Genomic DNA, 22673 nt, shown 5'->3' with positions numbered 1-22673 from the left:
TTTATCAGGCGCTATGCCGAATGTGCGTGTGCCTGCGAAGCGAAAAATCGACCAATTGATGTCGATAGTCACTCCTTCTTGAACAAATCCTGGAAGATAAGCTGGCCCCAAGTACGGCCGCGTGCGTGCACCAGCGCGCCACCCTCGTTGAGCTTTCCCAGCTTGACGGGTGCGAACCCGAGTTGTTTGGCCAAGGCCGCCACGGGAGCGATCGCGTCCTCGTCGTCGCTCGACAGAAAGACGACCCGGTGGCCGCCCTCGACGATCGGATCGGCAGCCAGGGTGGCCGCAATCAGGTGATTGAACCCTTTCACGAACTTGGCGCCGGTGAACGCCTTCGCGACGAAAGCGGAGGACGGGAGACCGTCCAGCTCTTCAGGGACCGGAAAGAGGTTCATCGCGTCGATGACCGTCTTGCCTTCCCAGCTCGGCAGGGCTTTCGCAACCTCGCGGTGCTCCCCGAACGGGACCGCCAGGATGATCGTGTCGGCCTCGAGTGCATCCCGCAACGACTTGGTGACGATCGTGGGTCCAATCGCCCGAGCCTGCGGCGCCAACGCCTCGGGCGGACGGCGGCTCGCGACGGTCACGTCGATGTTTTTACGGGCAAAGGCGTGGGCGAGGGCCTGGCCTATCTTACCGAATCCTACAATTGCGTAGCTCATAATCTTCTCCGATTTGTGTTGGTATTGATTCCCCGGCCTTCAACGGCGCTGGGTTAGCGCGTCAGAGTTGCGCAAGACCGCCGTCAACGGCGACCTCGCTGGCAGTCATGAAGCTGCTGTCCGACGACGCGAGAAAGGCCGCCGCCGCCCCGATCTCCGCCGGATCGGCCATGCGCTGGAGCGGAGTCATCGAGGCGAAGACCTTCTGGCCCTCCTCGCCCAGCGCTTCCTTCGCTAGCTCGGTCGCAGTGGCCCCGGGCGACAGCACGTTTACCCGGATGCCGGTGCCCTTTAGGTCCTCCGCCCAGGTCCGCGCGAGGTTGCGCACTGCCGCCTTGCTCGCGCTGTAGGCGCTCATCCCCGGGGCGCCAGTGGTGCCAGCGCTCGATCCGGTCAGGATTATCGAACCGCCCTCGCTCATCAGCGGCAGCGCCTTCTGGATCGTGAAGATCGTACCCTTCACATTGGTGTCGAAGGTTTCGTCAATGTGCTCGGCGGTGATCTCGCCGAGCCGAAGCTGGCTTCCCGCCCCGGCATTGGCAAAGACGATGTCGAGGGTTCCACGCTCGGCCTTCACCGCAGCGTAAAGTCGGTCGAGGTCGGTCAGATCGGAGACCGAGCCCTTCACCGCGCGGGCATTGGGCCCGAGGTCGGCCACAGCGGCGTCGAGCGCTTCCTGCCGGCGGCCGAAGATGAAAACGAAGGCGCCCTCCTCGATGAAGCGCTTTGCTGCGGCGCGGCCGATGCCGGTAGCGCCGCCGGTGATGACTGCAACCTTCCCTTCAAGCTTTCCCATGACTTATCCTTCCAGGCCTTCGCCTTTGGTTGTGCGGGGACACCCCCGAGAACCTCGAAATAGGTCCGCCGGCGTCAGGTGTTGAGTGCGGAAGCGCGCACATCGGTGGTGCAAAATCGATCCGGCGGGACGCCAGCCGCGACGATCGATGTCCGCCGTTCGGAATTGGGCCGCGCTCGCCGACATAGGCTATGATGACCGCGCGTATTGCTGTTCGATGTGTTAGATACGGGCTTTGGAAGGCGCACCCCGCGGTGCGGGATTGCACCATGATCGACTGGGACGACGTTCGCTACTTTCTTGCCGTCGCGCGCGGAGGCTCGGTGCGGGCTGCCGCCGAGCGCCTCGGGGTTAACCACACCACGGTGCTGCGGCGCCTTGCCCAACTGGAGGAGCGGCTGGGGGCGCAGATGTTCGAGAAGCTGCCCTCGGGCTACCGCCTGACGGCTGCGGGCGAGGAAGTCCTCGAGTTCGCGGAGCAGATGGAGGCGTCGTCGACCCGGCTTGAGACGCGAATCTTCGGGCGCGACCAGGGCGTACGCGGACTCTTGCGGGTGACGCTGGCACCGCCCCTCGCGACACACCTGCTCATGCCGGACTTCGCCGATTTCGCGCGCCTGCATCCGGACATCGAGATGGAAATCTTGTCGTCCGGCGAGCTGGCAAATCTGACCAACCGAGAGGCCGATGTCGCGATCCGCGTCGTTTACGACCGCAAAACCCTGCCGCTCAATCTTCACGGCCTGAAGGGACCGGAGCTGTTCGGCGGCGTCTACATGTCTCGTGATCGACTAACCGCATGGCGTGCGGGTTCGTCTGATCCCATCCGGTGGATCGTCATAAGCATTCATGGCGTCCCGGACTGGGCCCGCGAGGGTGAGGTTCGCACCACGGGGGTTCCGTTCAGGACCACGGACGGCGAGGCGCAGATCGTTGCAGTACGGCAAGGGCTCGGGATGACGACACTGCCGTGCTTCGTCGGAGATGCCGACCCCCTACTGGTGAGGGTGCCGGGCACCGACCTGCACATGTACGGAACGCTCTGGCTTCTCACACAGGGGGAGACACGCAAGACGAAGCGAGTGCGGCTCTTCACCGAGTTCGTATCCCGCACGCTCGCCGCGTACGCGCCGCTTCTCGCGGGACGGTCCTTATCGCGTGACTGACGCGCGGCAGGTAGCAGATGGCGCTGTCTCGAGCGTACCGCTGTATCAACTTACGCAGCCCGATGTAAATCTCGGGACGGACTCTGGTTGTAGACTGCCTCGTGACCGTCTTTTTCGTCTTAACGGTTGAAGATAGAAGAGTATCCCTGCCACGGGCGATGCGCGGAAAGCGACGCTGTGACCGGCAGGTGTCACAGCTTTCCTACTCCGGTGTGCTGGCTTTTTTTCTGCGCCGAATAGTGTGCGACTGCGCAACGGCCATTTTCAACTCGGGTGTGATCTCCAACGGCGCATTCTCTGCCCCATGTGGGTTCTGTAGCCCCTGGACCTGGACGGTCGGAAATGGGAGTTCGATGCCCTGCTCTTTGAAGACTTGGCGGAGGCGTACATAGAATTTGCGCTTCATACCGAAGGCGCCTCCCGGTTTGGTTGTGGCCTTGACCCTCAATACGATGCCGTATTCCCCGAACTCCTGCACGCCCTGCATCTTGATCGGGTCGAGCACCCAGTGTTTGAACTCGGGATCTTCCGCCAGTTCGAGGCCGATCCGCTTGATCAGCTTGCGAGCGAAGTCGATATCGGTGTCATAACCAACGGTGATGTTGAATTTGTCGATAACCCAGTCACGGCTCTGGTTCTGGACTGCCCCGAGTTCACCGAAAGGTATCGTGAACAGCGGACCACGATGGTGGCGCAGCTTCACCGAGCGCAGCGAGAAGCTTTCCACAGTACCCTTGTAATTGCCCGATGAAATGTATTCGCCGACACGGAACGCATCATCGAGCAGGAAAAACACGCCTGAAATGACGTCCTTGACGATGGTTTGTGCGCCAAAGCCCACGGCGACGCCGACGACGCCGGCGCCGGCGATCAATGGGCCGATCTGGATTCCCAGCGAGGCGAGCATCATAAGCACCGCCATCACGATGATCGATGCGAGCAGAATGTTCTGGAGGATCGGCAAGAGTGTGTGCAGCCGCGCCTGCTGCGGATCGAGGACCGGAACGTCCTCGTCGCTGATCACAGGGTGCGGTGTTTCGATGCCGAGCTTTCGTTCAATCAAAGCTTTGATGATCGACCAGCCGAAGTCGGCGGCGAGGGCAATCACCACGACATTGATCAAGCCGCGCAATATGAACGTCGTCGTCGTATCGCTGTCCCGCATGGATTGCATGTCCAGACCCCAGACACGTGCGAGAAGGTAAGCCGCCGCCAGGATGAAAATCATTCGGATTCCGCGATCGATGACAGCGATCGTCACCGCCGGGATCGTGGGCCGGCCGACATCTTCCGAACCTGGCCGCAGAACGAAATTAACCCCGCGCTGCGTCACCACGATCGCCAAAGGCAGGAAGAATGCGGCGAAGGTGAACCAGAAGTATGTATTAAGGCCGGCGATACGCTGCAGGAACAGGACGACGAAATAAGCAGTCAATAGCCATGTCGCTTCCGTGTGACCGATGTGGCTCGCACCGTCTCGCTGCGTTCTTGGCCGACGCCAAATGGCAAGCAGCAGGAGCAACAGCAGCACGAAATCGGCGCCCAGTGACAGGACCATCATTCCGTCCTGATCGATGCCGAGACCTGGCAAGAGGATAAACGCGGCGCCGAAGAAGGCGAAGACGCCGACGATCCGGGGTAGCCAATAGGACCAATGGTCAGCCGCGTCGTTGGTGATCGGCAAAGCACGAACCTCGCCGGCGTTCTCGACGTTCATGAAGGAAGGGACGAGCATGGCCATGACGTACATGCGCACACCCCATGTAACGACTGCCGCCATCAGAAATGTCAGTACAATCTCGCGGATAAGCATCGGCCAGTCGAACAACATGAATGCGCCGGCGCTGCCCAGTGCGAAAGAGACTATCAGCAGGCTGGAATAAAGCAGGCGGCCACCAATCTTCTTGGCTCGCCCAACGGGCGTATCCTTCGGTTGCGCGATAATCCAGAGACGAAATGGGCGGGTGAGCTTGTACGTTGCCCAAGTGAGCGCCAGGCCGGCAGCGATGAACATTGCAATCAGCACAAATACGCCGGCAGGCCCCTTGCTGGACATATCCTCCATTGTCTCTGCCCGAACGCGCGCGAACTGGCTTGGCAGCAAGGGCAAAGTTCGCACGATTCTTTCGATATGATGCCTGATCCCATCGAGCGTCGAGGATGCCATCGTATTCATCGGGCCTGGTGCGGCCACGGCGCCGGACGATGCGTCGGTCGGCGAAGCCCCTGGCTCGGCAGGCGCTCCCGTTGACCCGGCGTCCTGATTTCGCTGTTCGGCCACCCAGGCCTTCACTGACGGATCGTCGAGAAGCTCGAACAGCTGTTTGACCCTTTCAGGCGGGACCGTCGCCGGCGCCTGCGCCTGTGCCTGACCAGCCAACAAAAGGGCGATCCCAAAGACGAGCGGCCTGGCAATCAAGGCAAACATCGCGGTCAGGTCTCCGAGACGCCGTGCCGGGCGCGCCAGATTCCTGGCCCCCAATCGTCGAGTGATGCGTGGCATCGTGCTGTAACCTTCCGGTCAAATCGGCAAGCAACGACATCTATGTCCGTTGTTGCCTTACCTTGAAGAAACCGATGTTGCGGTGCAAGACGTCATCGTTCCGAGCCGGACCTTGCGCCGGGTACTTGGCGGTGTTTATTTAGCCGCGGGGGCAGGGCATTCCGACCTCGGCCCAGGTCTCCGGCCGTTCTATAAACTGGGCATCGACGTTAAACCTCAGGAACTGATTTCCTGAACTGACTAGGACAGACCTTTGGCGGTCGCTCGGTGGTCAACTGCTTCGCGCACCGCTGCGGACATTGGAAACCATGATGTTGCTTGAGATGCAATGCGCTTCCGAGTCGGCGCTGCCATGCGGCAAATCAGGCCGGGAGCCGCCACATTCGCACACGACCTGTACCACGCAATTCCGTTTCCTCGAGTGGGTCGCAAGCAAAATTTGGTCCAAGCAGTTGATGAGTTGCATCCGAAATGCGGATTTCATCGGGCTCCGCGGACGTTTGGATACGTGCGGCGAGATTAACGGTGTCGCCCCATAGGTCATAGGCAAACCGCCTTTTGCCTATGACGCCCGCCACGATTGGTCCTGAGTGAATTCCAATTCTGAGTCTTATCGGTTCTCCTGCGAAGCGTTCGCGCTTGACCTCGTTGCGCAGTTCAAGTGCATAGTGCGCAAGGGCTTCCGCATGATCGGATCGCGCGGCGGGCAGGCCAGCGACCACCATTACACAATCGCCGATTGTCTTGATCTTTTCGCAGCCGTATTGCTCCGAGAGCAGATCCGCCGCCTTGAAGAAGTAATTTAAAATAGCGAGCGTCGTTACGGCTCCGACGCTCCGCGCTCTTTCCGTAAAACCGACGATGTCGGCAAAAAGCACACTCACGTCAGCATGGTTGTCTGCAATTTGTTCGTCCGCTTTTAAGCGCTCCGCGATCGACGCCGGAAGAATGTTGAGGAGTAGGGCTTCGGCGCGTTGGTATTCACGCGACAATCCCTCTTGGCTCGCCCTCAACGCCTCGTTCATCGATTGTAATTTCTCGTTGAGTTGACGCTCCCTCTCTTGCAGAAGCGTCATTTCATAAGCCTTCTGTTGAAGCCGCTGCCTATTGTCGCGTTCGGCAGCGGCGTCAAGAAAGAGCAGCCACACGCAGGCATTGTCAGCAAAAAGATGGAGGTCCGCGACACGCCCGCCGGGCAGTTCGACCATGTCCATATCAAATGGAAGCTCCGGGCAGGGCAACAAACCTTCCATGAATTCAAGCTGCTCGGCAACAGGCTTACCTATGCGAACTGACGAGAGTCCGTAATGTTTAACGTTACCGCCCTTCGCAGCTACGCAAAGCTGGGCGTCGATTTTTAGATATGCGACCGAGCGCTCGTTGTAGAAGAAATCGTAAATCCAGCTTCTAACTTCTCTTGGCAAGACATGCATGGTTTATTTGCTGACCATCGAAGCAAGTTGACGAAACGCATCATCAACATGTTCACCCGAAAGCGCACTTGTTAGATAGATTTGCCATCCAAGTTGCCTCAGTTCGTCAATTTCACTATCCGATATTGCCCACCGATCGGCCAGATCGGATTTGTTGAACAGCAATACAAACGGCATAGCGCCGAATTCAGCCTCGGCCCGCTCGCGCAACGTGAGCGCCACGGCAAGAGTAGCAGCGCGTGTTCCATCGACGACAAGCACGAGCCCACTCGCACCTCGCACATAGCTGACGCGGAATGAGCCGATATCGTCTTCGCCGGCCAAGTCCCACAAAATCAGATCCACGGTTTTGTCCGGGAATGCGACACTCTTCTTATCGATTTTCACTCCCACCGTGGTCAAGTAGGTTTCTGAAAAGATGCTTTGCACAAACCTGCGAACCAGACTCGTCTTTCCGACAGCGAACCCGCCCAACATGCAGATCTTCTTTTGCAATATCCTGGGCTCCGCCTAGTGGAAGTTTACCGTAACCGAAACTCTGCGGTTCGCGGAGCTCCCGGTTCGGCTATTTTCAGTCTCCGCTGGCTCAAAGGTGCCCGCGCCGCGAACCAAGAGCAATTCCGGATCGACGCCGCGTTTCTTGAGAAGCGCACGAACTGTTTCCGCGCGCGCCGCGCTGATCGACAACTTGGCCGTTTCACGGCCCGTCTCGTCCGAATGGCCGGTCAACATGAATTGTGCTGTTACCCCTGCCTTGCGGGCGTCCGTGGCCAATTCCTTCAACTGACTCGCCAATTTGTCGAGAACCGGCAGTTGCTCTGGTCCCGGTACAGCCTTGCCAGAATCGAAGAAAATGCTGACCGTTTGAATAGCCTCCCTCAAATGAGTCAGTTCCGGAGGGGTCAACTCACGCAGCTCGGAGAGTTCTAGAGAGAGTCCGTCCGCGGACAGCTGTTGGGCGGCGACCCGCGCCCGATCTATCCAGGCGGCAGGAGCCTCACCCTGGGCAACGATGCGATCCTTGATGATCGAAAGCCGTACTGAATCCGGCGGAGTCAGCGACGCCATCAGCCGCTTCACCACGAACTTCGGATGAAGGCTTTGATAGAATTGCCATTGCGAATGAACGCGGGCAGGATCGACCCCTGTTCCGGACAGCAGAACCTGCGGGTCGGCGGCCTGCGGGTCTCTCAGGCCGGAAATATAGAAATGTCCGCCCCTCGCCGTTTGCTGGGCGACGATGATTCCCGCTTGGGCCTCCAGTCGTGACACATAGGCCTGCCAGTGCTCCGCCGCGCGTGCTTCGGGGCTCACATCACGAACTTTGGAGATGTCGAATTCCGGTCCGCCTGCCGAAAGCTGTCGGGCCGCTGCGCGCGCCCGATCTATCCAGGTGTCGGGAGCCTCACCCTCGGCGACGATGCGATCCTCGACGATCGAAAGCCGAACCGATTTCGGCGGGTTAAGCGACGCTGTCAGCCGCTTCAGCACGAACTCCGGCTCAAGGCTCTGATAGAATTGCCACTGCGAATGAACGCGGGCGGGATCGACCTGCGTACCGGCCAACAGCGACTGCGGGTCGGCGGCAAGAGGGTCTCTCAGGCCGGCAATATAGAATTGGCCATCGCGCACCTTTTGTTCGGCAACGATAATACCCGGCTGGGCCTCCAGTCGCGACACATAAGTCTGCCAGCGCTCCGCCGCGCGTGCTTCGGGGCTCACATCACGAACTTTGGAGATGTCGAATTCCGGTCCGCCTGCCGAAAGCTGTCGGGCCGCTGCGCGCGCCCGATCTATCCAGGTGTCGGGAGCCTCCCCCTCGGCAACGATGCGATCATTGACGATCGAAAGTCGTACTGAATCCGGCGGAACCAGCGACGCCGTCAGCCGCTTCAACACGAACTCCGGATCAAGGCTCTGATAGAATTGCCAGTGTGAATGAACGCGGGCGGGATCGACCTGCGTTCCGGCCAACAGCGACTGCGGGTCGGCGGCAAGAGGGTCTCTCAGGCCGGTAATATAGAATTGGCCATCGCGCACCTTTTGGTCGGCAACGATGATGCCCGGCTGGATCCCCAGTCGCGACACATACGCCTGCCAGCGCTGCCCGGATTGCCAGGAAAGAAAGAACCAACCGCCTGCGGGAATCAAAACCAGCAGGACTGCAGCCAGGACCAGCCACGGAAATCCCTGGTTTGATTCCTCCTGCTTCAGATCAACGCAGGTCTGCAACTGCGTCTCGACGCCGGCCAACTGCGAACTGTCGCCGTCAAACTGCTCCAGGGCCTGTGAGCATTCATCATGGATGCGAAGCAATACATCGCGAATTATTTCATGTAATTCCTCCGGCGGATTTCCCCGGATCACCGCAACCAAGGTCGCAAACGGCCCAACTTCCGACCAGAGACGAAGCTCCCCGAAACGGATAATGTCCAGGCCACTCTGTTCTTCCTCGTTAAATGAGTCTTTTACAAAATCCTGAATTGCACTAAGCATCGAGGAAATCAGTTGAGGATCTTCGCTGGTTGCGTTTTCGGCAGTTACATGCTTGATCAAAAGCCCGGAATTGCGGTGAATGAGAAAGACATGTTCTACACGATAGACAAGAGAATGCCTAAGAACAACTTCTGAGAAGCTTGCCCCCGTTCTCCAAGCTTCAAGTCTCCACTTGAGCCCATGCCAAGTAAATATGTGTCTTAAGGTTTCATTCAGCGACTGAAAGGTTTGGTCGATCTTTTCGCCGATCGACTTGCGAATAGCCGGCAGAAACACCGGGTATAATATATCCGTCAGCGTGCGCGGGCTTTTCTGGATGGACCGTTGCACAGCCCTCTCGACAACTGGCGCAAGGGCCTCGCCGAGTTGCGCATGAGACGCGCGTGCGGCTGCACCGGGGAGGACGCCCCCCACTGCCGCCGCAAGCTGCTCAGGTTCGTCGAGCAGGTGGGTAACTCGTGAAAGCTCCGAAATTTCGCGGCCGACCAGCAACTGGCGAAGCGTTTCCATGCGAGGATCGGCGGTTGGGATTCCGTCGAGACGCGCACGATAGTCCGGATCAACGTTCCGGGCAATTTCGATCAAAAGGCGAGCCAGAGCCTCGCGATCAATCTCTGTATCGTTCGAAGCTGCTCTTTTAGGGAGGCTGATTGGGTCGACAGTCGACGTCAAGTTCCCATCAACTCACTTTCCAGGTACGCTCCGAGTTGTTCTTGCTGCCGGCGGGATCCTGATTTAGACATTTTGCAACCTCGACAAACAGGCCAGCCAAAAGATTTCGGTCGGTCTTGACATTGCCAAGATCGGAAAACATTTTCTCCATCAGCATCTGAATGCTTTCATTCTTTTGCTTGATTTCCTCACGCAGCAAATGATCGTTTCGATTTATCCGGTCCGCAACTTCCCGCTCAAGCTCGCTCAACTGATCCGACAACGCGCGCACCTGCTTTTCGAGCGCCTGATTTTGCTCGCGAAGATTCCGATCAATCTCCTTGTCGGCGTCGGCTCGCGCGTCTTTTTCGTTCCGCAATTGCGCCGCAAGCGAGTCGACCTGCTTCTTTGCATTTGACTCGTACATTTCAAGATTGCGCTTGGCCTCGGATTCGACATCCTTGAAGCGCTGCAAGACCCGTTCTTCAAGCTTGGAGAAGCGGCGGTCATAGTCCTGCATCTGGTTGCCGAACAGCAGATCACGTATCTTGTCGACACCTACGGCGTCGCCGGGGGGCCCGCTCTCGCGAGCCTGGCCCGCCATGAAGGTCAGCCCGCCTCCGTCTGCATTACTTATCAGATTTGCGTCCGCTTTATTTACCGAAGAAGCGGTACTCGAAGATTCCTTGGCCATCCCATGCCCCTTCTTTTGACATTGCCACAGCGCTAATTTAGAAACTGATAAACATGTCAGCAAAATAGCCGACCCGCAAGCCGGAATTTTCTCGGCTCAAGTCGGTTCGTGCGTCCCCACTCGGGTAGATTTCGACATGCGCCTCGAATCCGGATCAGCTTGCGCTCGCGTCTTCGCCCGCGATCATCTTTTTGCAGATGAAATGCGAGAGCGGAGATGCCTGGCGCATCGACCTCAGCTCCAAGCCGTCGGGCATGCGCGCTTGCTATTCAGCCTGTCTTCAAGTCTTTTGCCTGTCTCTAATTCGCCCCGATCTTGACAGGACAGTGCTGCCAGCCGATGCCGTCATCCGGTTTTGACATTCGCCGACTCTTGCCGAAGAAACGAAAGCTCGATGATTCAAGACAATGCTACCGCAAGGCGGTATGGCACCGATTTTCAATGCCGAGCAAGCCGTCGGCACAACGCTTGCCGGCACGCCAAGAAAGATCAATGCATCTTGTTCTGCCTTCGAACCGGGCGCGGATAAGACGGCGTGGCGCATGATCCCTTGGTTTCAATCGTGGTTCCTGCGCACAACGCGGAGGTAACGCTGGCGCGCGCACTCGATTGCCTTCTCGATCAGGAAATAGTGGATTGGGAGGCGATCATCGTCGACGACGCCTCCATGGACCGCACCCCCGCGATCATCGCCGGTTATGTAGAGCACGATGCCCGATTTCGGACGTTGAGGTCTTCCGCCTATAGCGCCGCCGGCGCGCGCAATAGCGGGATTTCGACGGCGCGCGGCCGCTGGCTCATGTTTCTGGATGCCGACGATTGGGTGGATGCCAGCTTCCTCGCCAAAATGCTGGCGGCACTGAAATCCGTTCCCGATGCAGTGGCCGCCTATTGCGGTTCCCGGCGCGTGATGCCCGATGGCGAACTCACCGCGTCGAGCATCGCAACGGAGGTTGCGATCCAGCCCTTCGAGACATTCGCCCGCAGACGTGCCATCGCCATTCACGCGCTGCTGGTCGACCGGGAGACAATTGTCGAGTTGGGCGGTTTCGATGTGTCGCTGCGCACCTGCGAGGACTGGGACCTGTGGCAGCGCCTCGCACGTCTGGGCAAAAATTGGGTGATGGTCGATGAGCCGCTCGCTTTCTATCGGACCAGCCCCAACGCGCTCAGCCGCAATTCGACGCAGATGCTGGCAGATGCTGAAATCGTGATCGCCCGCGGCTTTTCCGCCGATCCCAGGGTCAAACATCCGGCGTCGGCTCACGCCAATGGAGCGATCGAGGCGAACGGCGGCACCGCCTCCGAGGCACTCGCGTGGTTCGCGTTGTGGAACGCCGCGTCGGATTGCGGCAGCGGCTCGCGCTCGATCAACCCGCAGTCCCTGCGCGCGCTGCCGCCAGGACGCAAATGGGCACGAGAGATCGCCAAGGTGATCTTCGATGGCCTAGCGGTCGGAAGCCTGTCGGTGCCAGCGCAATTGGCTGCCAGGTGGGACAGGTTCGGCGGTTCCCTCACCGAGTTGATCATCGAACTCGGCAAGGTCTGGAACAATCCCGACGCGGCTCGCCGCGTCCAGTATCATCTTGAGCAAATGCTGCTCGACGTCGACGATCTCGCTGCGCCGCGCAGGCTGGCGCGGACACTTGGAATTCGTGTCGACACGCGAAATCCGACCTCGATCGAAGTGCCAGAAGGAATCGATCAAATCTATGCCTATCTGATGATGGATGGCCAGATCGAGGCTGTCGTGCAATTCGGCGTACTTGGGACAGTGACAAGGGATTATTGGATTGAATTGATCCTGAATGTCGTGCCCCCTGAGCGGCTTGAAGGCCGGTCCGATCCGGACAGTCACTTCGGCAAACTCGCCCAATTGGCCGAGGAAGCGCGGGAGCTGGTTCGGTCGAGCGCCGAACCTGCGGAGCCTCTCCCGGCGCTGCGCCGCGCACGGGCCAGGCACGACAAGGATCGCACGTCGTTCTGGAATGGCTATTTCGCGACCGAGGATCCCTGGAATTACGGTTCGTCCTATGAGCAGGAGAAATATGAGCGGCAGCTCGAAATTCTGCCTGCCGGTCCCATTGGACGGGCGCTTGAGCTGGCCTGTGCGGAAGGCCACTTCACGCGGCAACTGGCGCCGCGCGTGAGCCATTTGACCGCAACTGACATCTCCGCCATAGCCATCGAACGGGCGCGCGCGCGATGCGGCGATCAGCCGAATGTTGAGTTCGGCGTACTGGATTTCATGGCCGATACGCTACCGGGTGAGATGGATCTGATCTTCTGTTCGGAAGTGCTCTACTACCTGGATGATCTCGCCGAGTTGCAACGCTTCGCCAAGAAAGTCGTTGAGGCATTGGCGCCTGGCGGCAGCTTCATCAGCGCACACGCATTCGTGCTACGTGACAATCCTGAGAGGACGGGCTTCGACTGGAACACATTCGGTGCACAAGCGATCTCGGAGACGCTGGCAGGGACCGAAGGTCTTGTCCTCGAGCAATCGATCCAGACCGAGCTCTATCGCATAGACCGCTTCCGCCGCCTGTCACCAGGCGACGTGGCGATGGAACCAGTCATTGATCATGTGCCAATCCGCGCGTGCATCGATATGGGGGTCGCGCGAAAAATCGTCTGGGGCGGGGCACGGGCCTTGCGCCGCGACGTTGCACGTAGCGAGCGGCGGCAACGTATCCCTGTTCTCATGTATCACAGCGTCTCCGATGAAGGTCCGGCCGCGCTCGCCCGTTTTCGGCTCACGCCCGCCGCATTCGCCAGCCAAATGACATGGCTGCGCGCCAATGGCTTCCACGCGATTAGCTCCGAGCAGCTGGAATGGTTCATCGCCAACCGTCAGCCTTTCGTTGGCCGCCCGGTGCTCATCACCTTCGATGACGGCTTCCAGAACTTTGCCGACCATGCCTGGCCGACCCTGCGCGCGAACGACCTCACCGCGGAAGTGTTCCTGGTGACGGACTTGGTGGGTGAAAGTGCACAGTGGGACGCCTACAGCGGCCCGCCGACGCAGCTTATGAACGCCGGGACGGTGCGACGCCTCGCCGGCGAAGGCGCCTTCTTCGGAAGCCATCTGGCGACGCATCGCGCGATCGATGGTCTGTCGAGCTCTGACTTGGCCGCTGAGCTTCTGCGCTCTCGTATGTTCATCGAACGCTGGACCGGTCGGCCAACCGCGGCGTTCGCGGCACCCTTCTCAGTCACCGACCGACGGCTTGGCAGGCTGGCCAAGGAGTGCGGCTATCGAATCGGCTTCGGCGGCAGACACGGGCCGGCGGACCTCGATTGCGATCCCATCGACCTTCCGCGTATCGAGATTCGTGGGGATCGTTCGCTCGATGACTTTGTTGCGGTTGTCGAGGCCGTGCTCGCATGAACCGTGAACTTGTCAGTGTCTAGATTTGTAACAAGTTGGTTCCGCGTTTTGTTCAGCGTCCCGTTCCGCTTGCCTCGTTCGCAAGTCTATTGGGCGACTTCGGACACGGCTGACATCAGCTCCTGCGGGCTTGGCGCCCCAAACATGTATCGCCCGCCCTCTGGAACCTCCGTGAAGCTCCAGCGGACGATCCCTTGCCGGTCCAGCAGGAACTGACCGATCAATTGTCCGTGTCCCGTTGCTATCATCTGCTCGTCGGCTTCCGTCAGTTCGTAATGGTCCTTCTTGTTGAGGATTTCGCTGGCCTCAAGAGGATCCATAGGACCGGGCAACTCGCCTGGTATGTCGACCCGCATATCCTTTGCCGCTGCCATCGAGACCTTGTACGGCCAGTTCGTCTCGTTTTGGGTGAATTCGAGATTGGGCAGTCCAAAAGCACGATGTGAAGCGCGTTCAGGGTCGGAGGCCGCAAGCAGATTCGGCATCGGATGGTAGCGGAAATAGAGACGCGCCCGTTCGATCGGCGTGTTGACCACCGTCAGGCTCTCCACGCCCTTTTCGCGCAGCTCCGGATCAAGCCGCGCCTGGGCGGCGATATGGCGCCGGCAAAACGCACAATGCAGACCTCGAAACAGGCCGACCAGCACCGGTTTTTGGCCGCGAAAGTCGTCAAGCGCGATCTTGCCTTCCTGGGTAATGGCGTCGAGTACCACGTTCGGCGCACGGTCGCCCGGTTGAAGCGGCACCAACATTTCCAACCTCCAACCCCGGCTAGTCGAGAAAAGGCAGCACCACGAGCGCTTCCGGGTCGAGCCCGTGCTGGGCGCATATACCCTGCGCCAGGGAAAAGTAGCGTTCGGCCTCGGCCAGATTGTCGAGGTCGAGATTAAGCGTTGCAAGACCATCATAGCACGGAAACAGCAGTTGGGGTTCGCCCGTTTCGCGGGCTACGTCCAGTGCTTCGTGGAACAAACCAACGGCCAGGTCCGGACGGCCGTTGCACTGGTGGATCTGCCCAAGCACGATCAACGGCACCGGCAGGTGCTCGCGCTGGTCGAGCGCCCTGTCGATCTCGATGGCCTTCTCGGCAGCAGGTATGCCCTCCGTTGGACAGCGATCCGTGAAAGTACAACAAGCGACCGCCAGATTGGCGAGGAGGCGCGCCTGGAAACCCAAATCACCAATACGGCGCGCCACTTCAAGACCGCGCCGACAGACCTCCATCGCCTGTGCCGGATCGATGGTCGTGTATAGCACGCCGAGATTGGTGTAGCCGCGGCAGGCCGCGCCCAGCAGACCGGCGGCTTCGGCCAATTCAATGCTACGCTCAACCTGACGCACGGCCTCACGGTTTCGCCCGAGGCGAGCCAGCGCGACAGCCTTGGTATTGAGTGCCTCGGCGGTCACAAGAGTGGCATCACACCCAACCTCGGAGACATGCTCCGTTGTCAGATTGCGTACGCAATCCAGCGCCGCGTCTGCCCATTTTGCCGCGAGAGCGTGATCTCCGCTACGGAACGCCTGTCGGCCACGTTCTTGCCACAGATGCGCCTGCTCGATCGGGGCATCCGCCCCATCGAGGAGCGCTGCCGCCTCAGCATAGCAGGGTTCTGCCTTGTCCCGCTTGCCGACGTCCCAGAGCAGCCGACCGATCTTACGCAAAACTCGCGCCGAGGCGACGTGATTGGCCGCTTCGCGATATGCCTGCAACACGGTCTCGTAGTGGTGGTGCGCGATCTCGCGGCGGCCTGCCGGGCCGCTCAAATCGGCAATGCGCTCTGCAATTGCCAGTTTGAGCGGTGTTTGCCCGATCGCGTCCAATGCTGTCAGTGCTCGCTCGTAGAAACGAAGGGCGTCGTCGTTGGCGTATATCATGCGAGCGCGATCGCCTGCCGCCTGCAGGTAATGCGCGCCCTTCTCCCGCTCGGCGCTCTGTGCGAAATGATGACCGAGCACGGTCAAATCCTCGAGCCGTTCCGGCTTGTCGCCGCACAGTTGCTCCAAGGCAGCACCGACCCGCCCGTGGATGTCGGTCCGGCGTTGCAGGAGCAGATTCTGGTAGATCACGTCCTGCAGCAATGTTTGCGTAAAGCGGTAGCTTTGCGACGAGACCGAGCCTGATCCGGCAACTTCCTCGATGATTTCCGCATCGCAAAGCAGTTCGCAGCCGGCTTCAAGCCGGCCGGGGTCGGCCGTCACGGATTTCAGAAGTGTGGCATCGAAACGCGGGCCAATTACCGCGGCCTCCTGAGCCAACCGGCGCACCTCTGGGGGCAGCCGGTCGACGCGGGCAAGCAACATCGCCTGGATAGTGGCGGGGATGCCGGTTGCGACTTCGCCGGCCACAGTCCGCCATCGCTGGCCCTCTCGCATCAGTACACCGCGATCGATAAGGCCGCGAACAATCTCCTCTACAAAAAGGGGGTTGCCGCCCGCGCGCTCGAGGATCTGATCGAGAAGCCCTCCTGCGGAGTTTACCCAGCTCTCGCCGAAAAGCGCCGCGAGCAGCCTGCGTCCGTCATCACTATTGAGCGGCGGAAGCCTGAGCGCTGTGTGACTGACCCGACTTGAGTCGAGCTGGTCGTTGTCCGGCGCCGGACGATGCGTGACCAGCAACATCAACCGCGTGCGTTCTAACCTGTCCATCACGAAACGTAGTGCCTCGAGCGACACGGCGTCGGCCCAGTGCAGGTCTTCGACGACAATCAACAGCGGCGACAACGCAAGCCGCCGTTCGATGATTGTGCGGACTGCGTAGAGAATTTGCCGCCGCAACTGCTCAGGCTCGACATGCTGCAAGGTGGCATCGGGGTCGCCAAGGCCGAGCACATGATAGAGCAAAGGCATCAGCCGCATCGCCTCCTCGCCCTGCAGGCCGAGATCGGCAAGCAAGCCTGCGAGCTTCCCCCGCATTTCGTCCCCATTGTCGTTTTGCATCATCCCGGCAGCGCTGCGCACCACGGCGCCCAAGGCGCCAAAAGATTGTTCGCCCAGCGGTGAGCACGTGGCCTGCCGCACGACGACGTTGCGAAAACGCTCCTCGTCGCCGACGCGGGCGACGAACTCCTTCACCAGCCGCGATTTCCCGATACCAGCTTCTCCGACGAGGCGGACAAGTTGGGCCGAGCCGCCGCACGCCTGGTCAAGGCTCGCCATCATTCTATTGAGCTCCGCACCACGACCTATTAGTGGCGCACTGAGGCCGAGCGCTTCTAGCCCGCGCGCTGCACGCGGCACCGCTAGCGGTGCGTCCAGTCGATGGACGAGCACGCTGCCAGCCTTGCCGCGAAACACGACATCACCCAGTGACTCGTAAGAGAAGGCATGCCGGGTCAGCCTGTGAGTGAGCTCGCCTACCAGCACCTCACCCGGTGCGGCCAGCGATTGCAGGCGTTGCGCCGTATTCACTGTGTCGCCGGTCACCGAATAGGATCTGGCGGTGCCGATGCCCAATCCGCCAGTAACGACCGGACCAGTGTTTATGCCGATGTGGAGTAACAGAGGCGAGCCGGAGTGGGGGGTGCTTTCGCCGAGCCGCGCCGTCCGGGCGATCATGTCGAGAGCGGCGCGAAGCGCACGTTCCGGATCGTCCTCATGCGCGACCGGCGCACCGAACAAAGCGAGCAGTGCATCGCCGATGAATTTGTCGACGAAACCACCAAAGTTTCGCACGGCCGCCGTCAATTCCTTGAACAGTTTATTCTGCAGCGCTTGCATGACCTCGGGGTCGAGCTGCTCGCTGAGTGTCGTGAAGCCGCAAAGATCGGCGAACAGGACCGTTACGGTCCGGCGATCGGCGTCGGAGACGGGATGCAGCCCTTCTTCGCTTTCGATGTTCGGAAGCAGCGACGGAGTTCGAGAAGGCGGCACAATGGTCCGGCTTGGTGCCGGAGCAGGCCGTTCGACGGCTTTTGCGGGCGCACCGACGCTTGCCCCACATTTCGGACAGAACTCGAAATCAGGTGCGCAGGTGTAGCCGCAACTGGCGCATGGCACGGGCTGGCGCCTGCCACACCTCGGACAGAAGGCGTAACCGCCCTCAATCTCGAAACCGCAGCCCGAGCAGTCCATCGAACAAGACCTCACTAGTGGCCGTGACGGCGTGATCTCGCCCGCACTGCACGGCCAGGCTATTCACAAGGATGCACCGATAGCCGTCGACGAGCAAGCGGCAGCGCAAATGGGCATCGAGCCATCCGTGTGGGTCCGGTGGCAGAGCGCTCCCATGACCTCTTGATACAACGGCTGGCTCGCAAACGCTGTCAGCTTGCGGTTGCGAATTAGGCTCAGGTCGGCTTGATCTCTGCCTGGCCGATCTTGCGCCATCTGGCGTTTTCGCGAACCAGTTTCAGGTCGTCGGTCGTCTCGGCAAATGTCCGCAATCGGTATTGCCGGAGCAGGTCCGGGAAGAGCGCTCCTTCCGGCAGGCCGGCAAGCTTCTCGCGGACTGAGATCTTTTCATCGATGACCCGCATGCCCCAGGCATTTTCCCGAACCTGCAGCTCCGCAGCCAGATCGCGCTCTTCCGGCGCGTTTTCGTCTAGCGCGGCCAGAAGGATCGAGTGGAAAAGCGCTACATAGCCAATCTGTCTCAGGCCCCCCACGACCCGCGCGCGCGGCAATATGGCAAGGACGAGGAACGTCAGGAACAAGTTCGGCAGCAGCACGCCGTCCAGCAGCGCCTGCCTGAGATACGGCCGCTCGAACGGGATGGAAAGACCTTGCGGCCTGTCGGGCTCGATCAGGTGCCCGTTCTCGAGAACGAGTTTGCGCACGCGCTCCTCGCGAATGCCCCAGAAATAGTCCGTGGCATTGGGCAGGAATCTGCCAAATGGGCTCGATGCGGCCTCTTGCCAGGCACGTTCGAGACGCTGGCGTCTTGCGGGTTCAATGAGCAGTCTGGAAAGAAGGCCGCCGTCATATTCCAGATGCCGCGCCATGGCAGCCGCGGCGGCCCGATCATCGATGAAAAGCGGCAGGGCCATGCCGGCACGATCCCAATTGGCGACCAGATCGTGGTTCAGGGCAGTCAGCGCATCGGCGGCGGTTTCAAACACCTTGTCCTGGCTGGCAAGCAGTGTGCCCAGCCAGCGGCTGGCATCCGTTTCATCGCCCACCGCTTCGAGCGCGCGCTTGTTGAGGGAGACGGGACCGGCCACGCAGGCGCTTTTGCGGCACAGTTTGTGGCGCCCCATGCCGAACAGGTTGACCTTGTCGTCGCCGACATCGAGCCATCCCGGCCCCTCCCGGCCAACTGTCTCCATGGTCATCGTCGTTCCCATGAAGCCGACGAAGGCCGACAGCCCGTTTTCGACCGCGCCGAGCCAGGCAAGCAGGAGGGCATCGAAGGTGATCCGGTCCATCAGAAGCAGGCAGTGCAGGCCGGACTGAATCACCGGTCTGTGCTCGAACTCGTCGAGGGCTTTGCCGATCTCCTCAGGCCGCATGATCCTATCGAGGCGCTGATGCAGGACTTCGCGCAGGATCGAGCGGGCAGCGATCGCCGGGCCCGATGCAGGCCTTGCCACCGGCCGCCACAGATGGCGGGCGTAATCGGAAACCGGTGCATTCCAGTTCTGCTCGATGTCGCGCACGACCTCCGGGCAGAGCAGCGACAGCACAGCCAGAATTTCCAGCGGAGGGGTAGGGGTTGGATCAAAGACGGCGGTCATTGGTCCCGTCTAGCCGCTTGCGGTGTAAACGCCAAGCGAGACCAGACTTGCTGGATGCAGCCCTGTTCGCTGACTCGGCACAAATTGTCAGATTGGCTAAACAGCCAAGGCAAACAGCGGATCTTAGAACCGCAGCCGGGCCATGCTCAGGAGGTCGTGGTACTGCCCGTCGGTAAAGCCGGCCTTCACATGCCGGCCTTCGATCTCAAAGCCGTGGCTCTTGTAGAGACGGAGGGCCGGTTCGTTGTCGGCATAGACGGTCAATTCGACTCGCTTCAGGGCGCGCCAGTTGTCGGCCACGTCAAGCAGCGCGCCAAGTATGGCAGAGCCGATACCTTTGCCGACAAAGGCATCGTCAAGGCCGATATTGATCTCGCCGATGTGCGAACGGCGGGGTGAACCCTGCACGACCAGGCTGCCGTGGCCGACGACCTTGCCGTCCAGCTCGGCAACGATCCAGGTGGTTTCCGGGCCGGACTTGGCGATGCGCCGCGCCACCTGCTCCACCATCTCGAAAGGCATCCTGAGCGTGCCCTGGCGGAAGCCCGGCATGTTGAAAATAGCGCAAAGCGCCTCTGCATCGCTTGGCCGGACGGACCGGAGCAGCGGCTGGCTTTTCTCGGAGGGTGGCGACGTCGTGCTGGTCATGGCGTTCCCGGCGAAGGCAATCGGCCCGGTACGATGCACCGGACGCCACCTGAAAATCCAGCCGTCTCTCAACCTATGATGCCGATTGCGAGCTGAAATACCGGGAGGCGGCGTAGAGTTTGAAGACGCCGCTGATGCCGATCCAGCCGAAAAGCGTGAGCCAGCACAATGTCCCGATCGCCGTCCAGTCGATCCGGTGCACCGCAGCGTCGGTGATGACGACGCCGAGGATGGCAAGCAGGCCAACCAGAAACTGTGCCAACCCGAGCACCAGCAGTTCCTCGCGCGGCGCGCTTCTCCAGACGAGATATATACCGCCCGCACCGGCGAGGAAGATTGCGCTGTAGACCTGAGCGTGGAAGGCATCGATCGGCCATGGCCAGATGCCACTGAATGTCAGGGGAAACAGCAACAGGCCGACGCCATAGAGCCCAAGGATCGCGGATTCCACCGGCATGTAGCCGCGCCATGCGGGATTTAAGGTCACCCCTTTCGCAGAAGGACGGGCTCTGGCCCGCCACAGGAACAGCCCGGATACCGCGACCGAAGCAAGATAGACCAAAAACCACAGCCAAGGCGCTTTGCGCTCGAAGTTGAAATAGCCGAGATTGATGAACGAAGCCACCGACACGATGACGGTGAAGATGAAGGCCATGACGAGCACGAGCCTGCCGGGCGACCAGCGATTCCAGACCAGCAGCGCCGCCATCACGACCATTTCGGCGGTGTAGAAGCCGCCGAGAAAGCGCGCATTGAACGGCGTGACGGCCCAAGGCCAGCCCGGTTTGACCAGAACAGGCACGAAAAACAGGCCGGCGCCTACGATCAGGACGATGATGACGACCGCAGAGAAAAGGCGCAGGGTCGCGGGAAATGGCGGATTGTCGGATGTCGGCATGGGAGAAAATCCCAAAGATGAAGGCTCCATGGACCATCATAATGCTGCTTGCGGCCGGTTAAAATCGGCCTAAGTGAACGGTCACCAGGCTTATCCATTCGAATGGCCGCACGGTTCGTTTCGAAGTAAGATGGAGCATTCGGACCAAAGACCGGTCCGGTCAAAACGCCACGGGGTGCATTTTCCGGAGCCTGCACGATGAACGAAGCTCAGGATCTGTTCTCACTTCTGCGACAATCGGCCGATGTCGATCCACAGGCGATCGACGCGATCAAGCGAACCATCGCGGAGGGCGAGGACCGCGAACTTTGCCGCATCAATGCGCCAGCCTTCGCCAGCAAGCATGGCCTCGACGAGGAGCGCGCAATAGGCGCCTTTCTCCATGCCGCGCGGGTGGGCATCTTCGACATTTCCTGGAATGTTCTGTGCCCCGGCTGTGGCGGCGTGCTCGACACCAACGCCACGCTGAAAACCCTGCAAAGGGACGAATACACCTGCGCGCTGTGCTCCGAGGGCTATTCGCCGACCCTAGACGAGATGGTCGAGGTGACATTCACCGTCAGTCCCCGCGTGCGCAGGATTGCCGCCCACAGTCCACACGAACTGCCGGTGGCGGAATATTTCCGCCAGATCTACTGGGCGTCCGGCGTCGATCTGCCGGAAGAGGATTTCGCGGAAAAGATGGAAGCGTTCTCGCTGGAGGATATCGAGCTTGCGCCCGGTGAAAAGGCGGTTCTGCCCATACAGCTTCCGTCCGAATTCATCATCGTCTTCGAGCCGGTCACCCACTCGGCGCAGTTCATCGACGGGAAGGGCGAACCAACAAAGGAGCGCCGGAGCCTCTCTTTGGCCTTCGACCGCGACCATGTTCAGAACCAGACGCTGGAGATGCAACCCGGCCCGTTGCGCATTTCGCTGGAAAACCGGACCGACACCCGCGTGCTGCCGACGGTCTTCATCGCCAGCCAGGCATTGCATGATTTCCTGGGAAAACGCCGGCCCTTCCTGACCGCCAAGCGCCTGCTCACCAACCAGACGTTCCGCGATCTCTATCGCACGGATACACTCGACATCAACCAGCGCCTGAAGATCACCAGCCTGACGTTCCTGTTCACCGACCTGCGCGGATCGACCGAGCTTTACGAGCGGGTGGGCGACCTTTCAGCCTTCGATCTCGTGCGCGAGCATTTCCAGGTTCTGCACGAGATCGTCACGGCGGAGGCAGGCGCGGTGGTGAAGACGATCGGTGATGCGGTGATGGCGACCTTTGCGACGCCCGATCGTGCGATCGCTGCAGCCCTCAGGATGCGCGATGCCATGCGTACGCTCAACGACAAGAGCGGGCGCGAGGATCTGCTGCTCAAGATCGGAGTCCATGCCGGCCCCTGCATCGCCGTGTCTATGAATGAGCGACAGGACTATTTCGGCCAGACGGTCAACATTGCTTCGCGGGTCCAGAACCTTGCCAACGCACAGGCGATCTTCGCCACTCGAGCGGTGGTCGACGACAATCTCACCGCTGATCTCTTGCACAGGAATGCGCTGACGCCCGTGCCCCACGAGGTCTCGCTGCGCGGCATTGACCGGGAGATAGCAGTATACACGATCCCCTGAAGGTTCGGCCCCTGAAGGTTTGGCCCCTGAAGGTTCGGCCCCTGAA

At 60.3% G+C, this 22673-nt stretch carries 16 protein-coding genes; 4 read left to right on the top strand and 12 right to left on the bottom strand.

All coding sequences use genetic code 11. The features are described 5' to 3' along the window. Window positions 1-68: 68 nt before the first annotated feature. Both NKH50_RS15765 and NKH50_RS15760 read right to left on the bottom strand, forming a co-directional pair. Window positions 69-665 carry an NADPH-dependent F420 reductase gene (locus NKH50_RS15765; protein WP_352804228.1) on the bottom strand — a complete coding sequence of 199 codons (597 nt, stop codon included), beginning with the start codon at window positions 663-665 and terminating at the stop codon, window positions 69-71. A 61-nt stretch (window positions 666-726) separates the two neighbouring features. Continuing rightward, entirely contained in the window at window positions 727-1461 is a 735-nt protein-coding gene (locus tag NKH50_RS15760; protein WP_352473458.1) for an SDR family NAD(P)-dependent oxidoreductase, read from the bottom strand. A gap of 269 nt (window positions 1462-1730) precedes the next feature. Between NKH50_RS15760 and NKH50_RS15755 the strand changes: the two genes are divergently transcribed. Next, complete coding sequence (locus NKH50_RS15755) at window positions 1731-2627, top strand: LysR family transcriptional regulator (protein WP_352702012.1); 897 nt, start codon at window positions 1731-1733, stop codon at window positions 2625-2627. Between the two features lie 202 nt (window positions 2628-2829). On the opposite strand, the gene NKH50_RS15750 is transcribed toward NKH50_RS15755, so the two are convergent. After that, the gene (locus NKH50_RS15750; RefSeq protein WP_352702009.1) at window positions 2830-5130 is read right to left on the bottom strand and encodes a mechanosensitive ion channel family protein; all 2301 of its coding nucleotides are present in this window, start codon (window positions 5128-5130) and stop codon (window positions 2830-2832) included. Between the two features lie 49 nt (window positions 5131-5179). Between NKH50_RS15750 and NKH50_RS15745 the strand changes: the two genes are divergently transcribed. Continuing rightward, window positions 5180-5365 carry a hypothetical protein gene (locus tag NKH50_RS15745; RefSeq protein ID WP_352879708.1) on the top strand — a complete coding sequence of 62 codons (186 nt, stop codon included), beginning with the start codon at window positions 5180-5182 and terminating at the stop codon, window positions 5363-5365. A gap of 127 nt (window positions 5366-5492) precedes the next feature. Here NKH50_RS15745 and NKH50_RS15740 read toward each other — a convergent pair whose 3' ends face one another. The 4 genes from NKH50_RS15740 to NKH50_RS15725 all read right to left on the bottom strand — a co-directional run bounded on the left by NKH50_RS15740 (window position 5493) and on the right by NKH50_RS15725 (window position 10404). Beyond that, window positions 5493-6563 (bottom strand): adenylate/guanylate cyclase domain-containing protein, encoded by a 1071-nt coding sequence (locus NKH50_RS15740; protein ID WP_254818890.1) that lies wholly within the window; start codon window positions 6561-6563, stop codon window positions 5493-5495. A gap of 3 nt (window positions 6564-6566) precedes the next feature. Beyond that, window positions 6567-7058, bottom strand: coding sequence for a Rab family GTPase (locus NKH50_RS15735; protein ID WP_254818889.1), 492 nt, complete (start codon window positions 7056-7058; stop codon window positions 6567-6569). Window positions 7059-7073: 15 nt separating this feature from the next. Further along, on the bottom strand, window positions 7074-9569 hold the full coding sequence (locus NKH50_RS15730) for an OmpA family protein (RefSeq protein WP_352879706.1): 2496 nt from the start codon (window positions 9567-9569) through the stop codon (window positions 7074-7076). A 169-nt stretch (window positions 9570-9738) separates the two neighbouring features. Beyond that, window positions 9739-10404: a DUF3450 domain-containing protein gene (locus NKH50_RS15725; RefSeq protein WP_352879704.1), complete on the bottom strand. Its 666-nt coding sequence runs from the start codon at window positions 10402-10404 to the stop codon at window positions 9739-9741. Between the two features lie 535 nt (window positions 10405-10939). Between NKH50_RS15725 and NKH50_RS15720 the strand changes: the two genes are divergently transcribed. Continuing rightward, the gene (locus NKH50_RS15720) at window positions 10940-13795 is read left to right on the top strand and encodes a trifunctional glycosyltransferase/class I SAM-dependent methyltransferase/polysaccharide deacetylase (RefSeq protein ID WP_352879702.1); all 2856 of its coding nucleotides are present in this window, start codon (window positions 10940-10942) and stop codon (window positions 13793-13795) included. Between the two features lie 86 nt (window positions 13796-13881). Here NKH50_RS15720 and NKH50_RS15715 read toward each other — a convergent pair whose 3' ends face one another. From NKH50_RS15715 to NKH50_RS15695, 5 genes are all read right to left on the bottom strand, one after another. Next, entirely contained in the window at window positions 13882-14547 is a 666-nt protein-coding gene (locus tag NKH50_RS15715; RefSeq protein ID WP_352879700.1) for a redoxin domain-containing protein, read from the bottom strand. 19 nt (window positions 14548-14566) lie between these two features. Next, window positions 14567-17866, bottom strand: a complete 3300-nt coding sequence (locus tag NKH50_RS15710) for an ATP-binding protein (protein WP_352879698.1) — start codon at window positions 17864-17866, stop codon at window positions 14567-14569. 215 nt (window positions 17867-18081) lie between these two features. Further along, window positions 18082-19467: a hypothetical protein gene (locus NKH50_RS15705; protein ID WP_352879696.1), complete on the bottom strand. Its 1386-nt coding sequence runs from the start codon at window positions 19465-19467 to the stop codon at window positions 18082-18084. 123 nt (window positions 19468-19590) lie between these two features. Next, the gene (locus NKH50_RS15700; protein ID WP_302895874.1) at window positions 19591-20115 is read right to left on the bottom strand and encodes a GNAT family N-acetyltransferase; all 525 of its coding nucleotides are present in this window, start codon (window positions 20113-20115) and stop codon (window positions 19591-19593) included. 73 nt (window positions 20116-20188) lie between these two features. Next, window positions 20189-21013: a hypothetical protein gene (locus NKH50_RS15695; RefSeq protein ID WP_352879694.1), complete on the bottom strand. Its 825-nt coding sequence runs from the start codon at window positions 21011-21013 to the stop codon at window positions 20189-20191. A gap of 198 nt (window positions 21014-21211) precedes the next feature. On the opposite strand from NKH50_RS15695, the gene NKH50_RS15690 reads away from it, so the two are divergent. Continuing rightward, entirely contained in the window at window positions 21212-22627 is a 1416-nt protein-coding gene (locus tag NKH50_RS15690) for an adenylate/guanylate cyclase domain-containing protein (protein ID WP_352879692.1), read from the top strand. The last annotated feature ends 46 nt before the right edge of the window (window positions 22628-22673 follow it).

The sequence above is a fragment of the Mesorhizobium sp. M1027 genome (genome assembly GCF_040318745.1).
GTDB lineage: Bacteria > Pseudomonadota > Alphaproteobacteria > Rhizobiales > Rhizobiaceae > Mesorhizobium.
The sequence above is the reverse complement of the archived record's forward strand: the minus strand, read 5'-3'. Positions and strand labels throughout refer to the sequence as shown.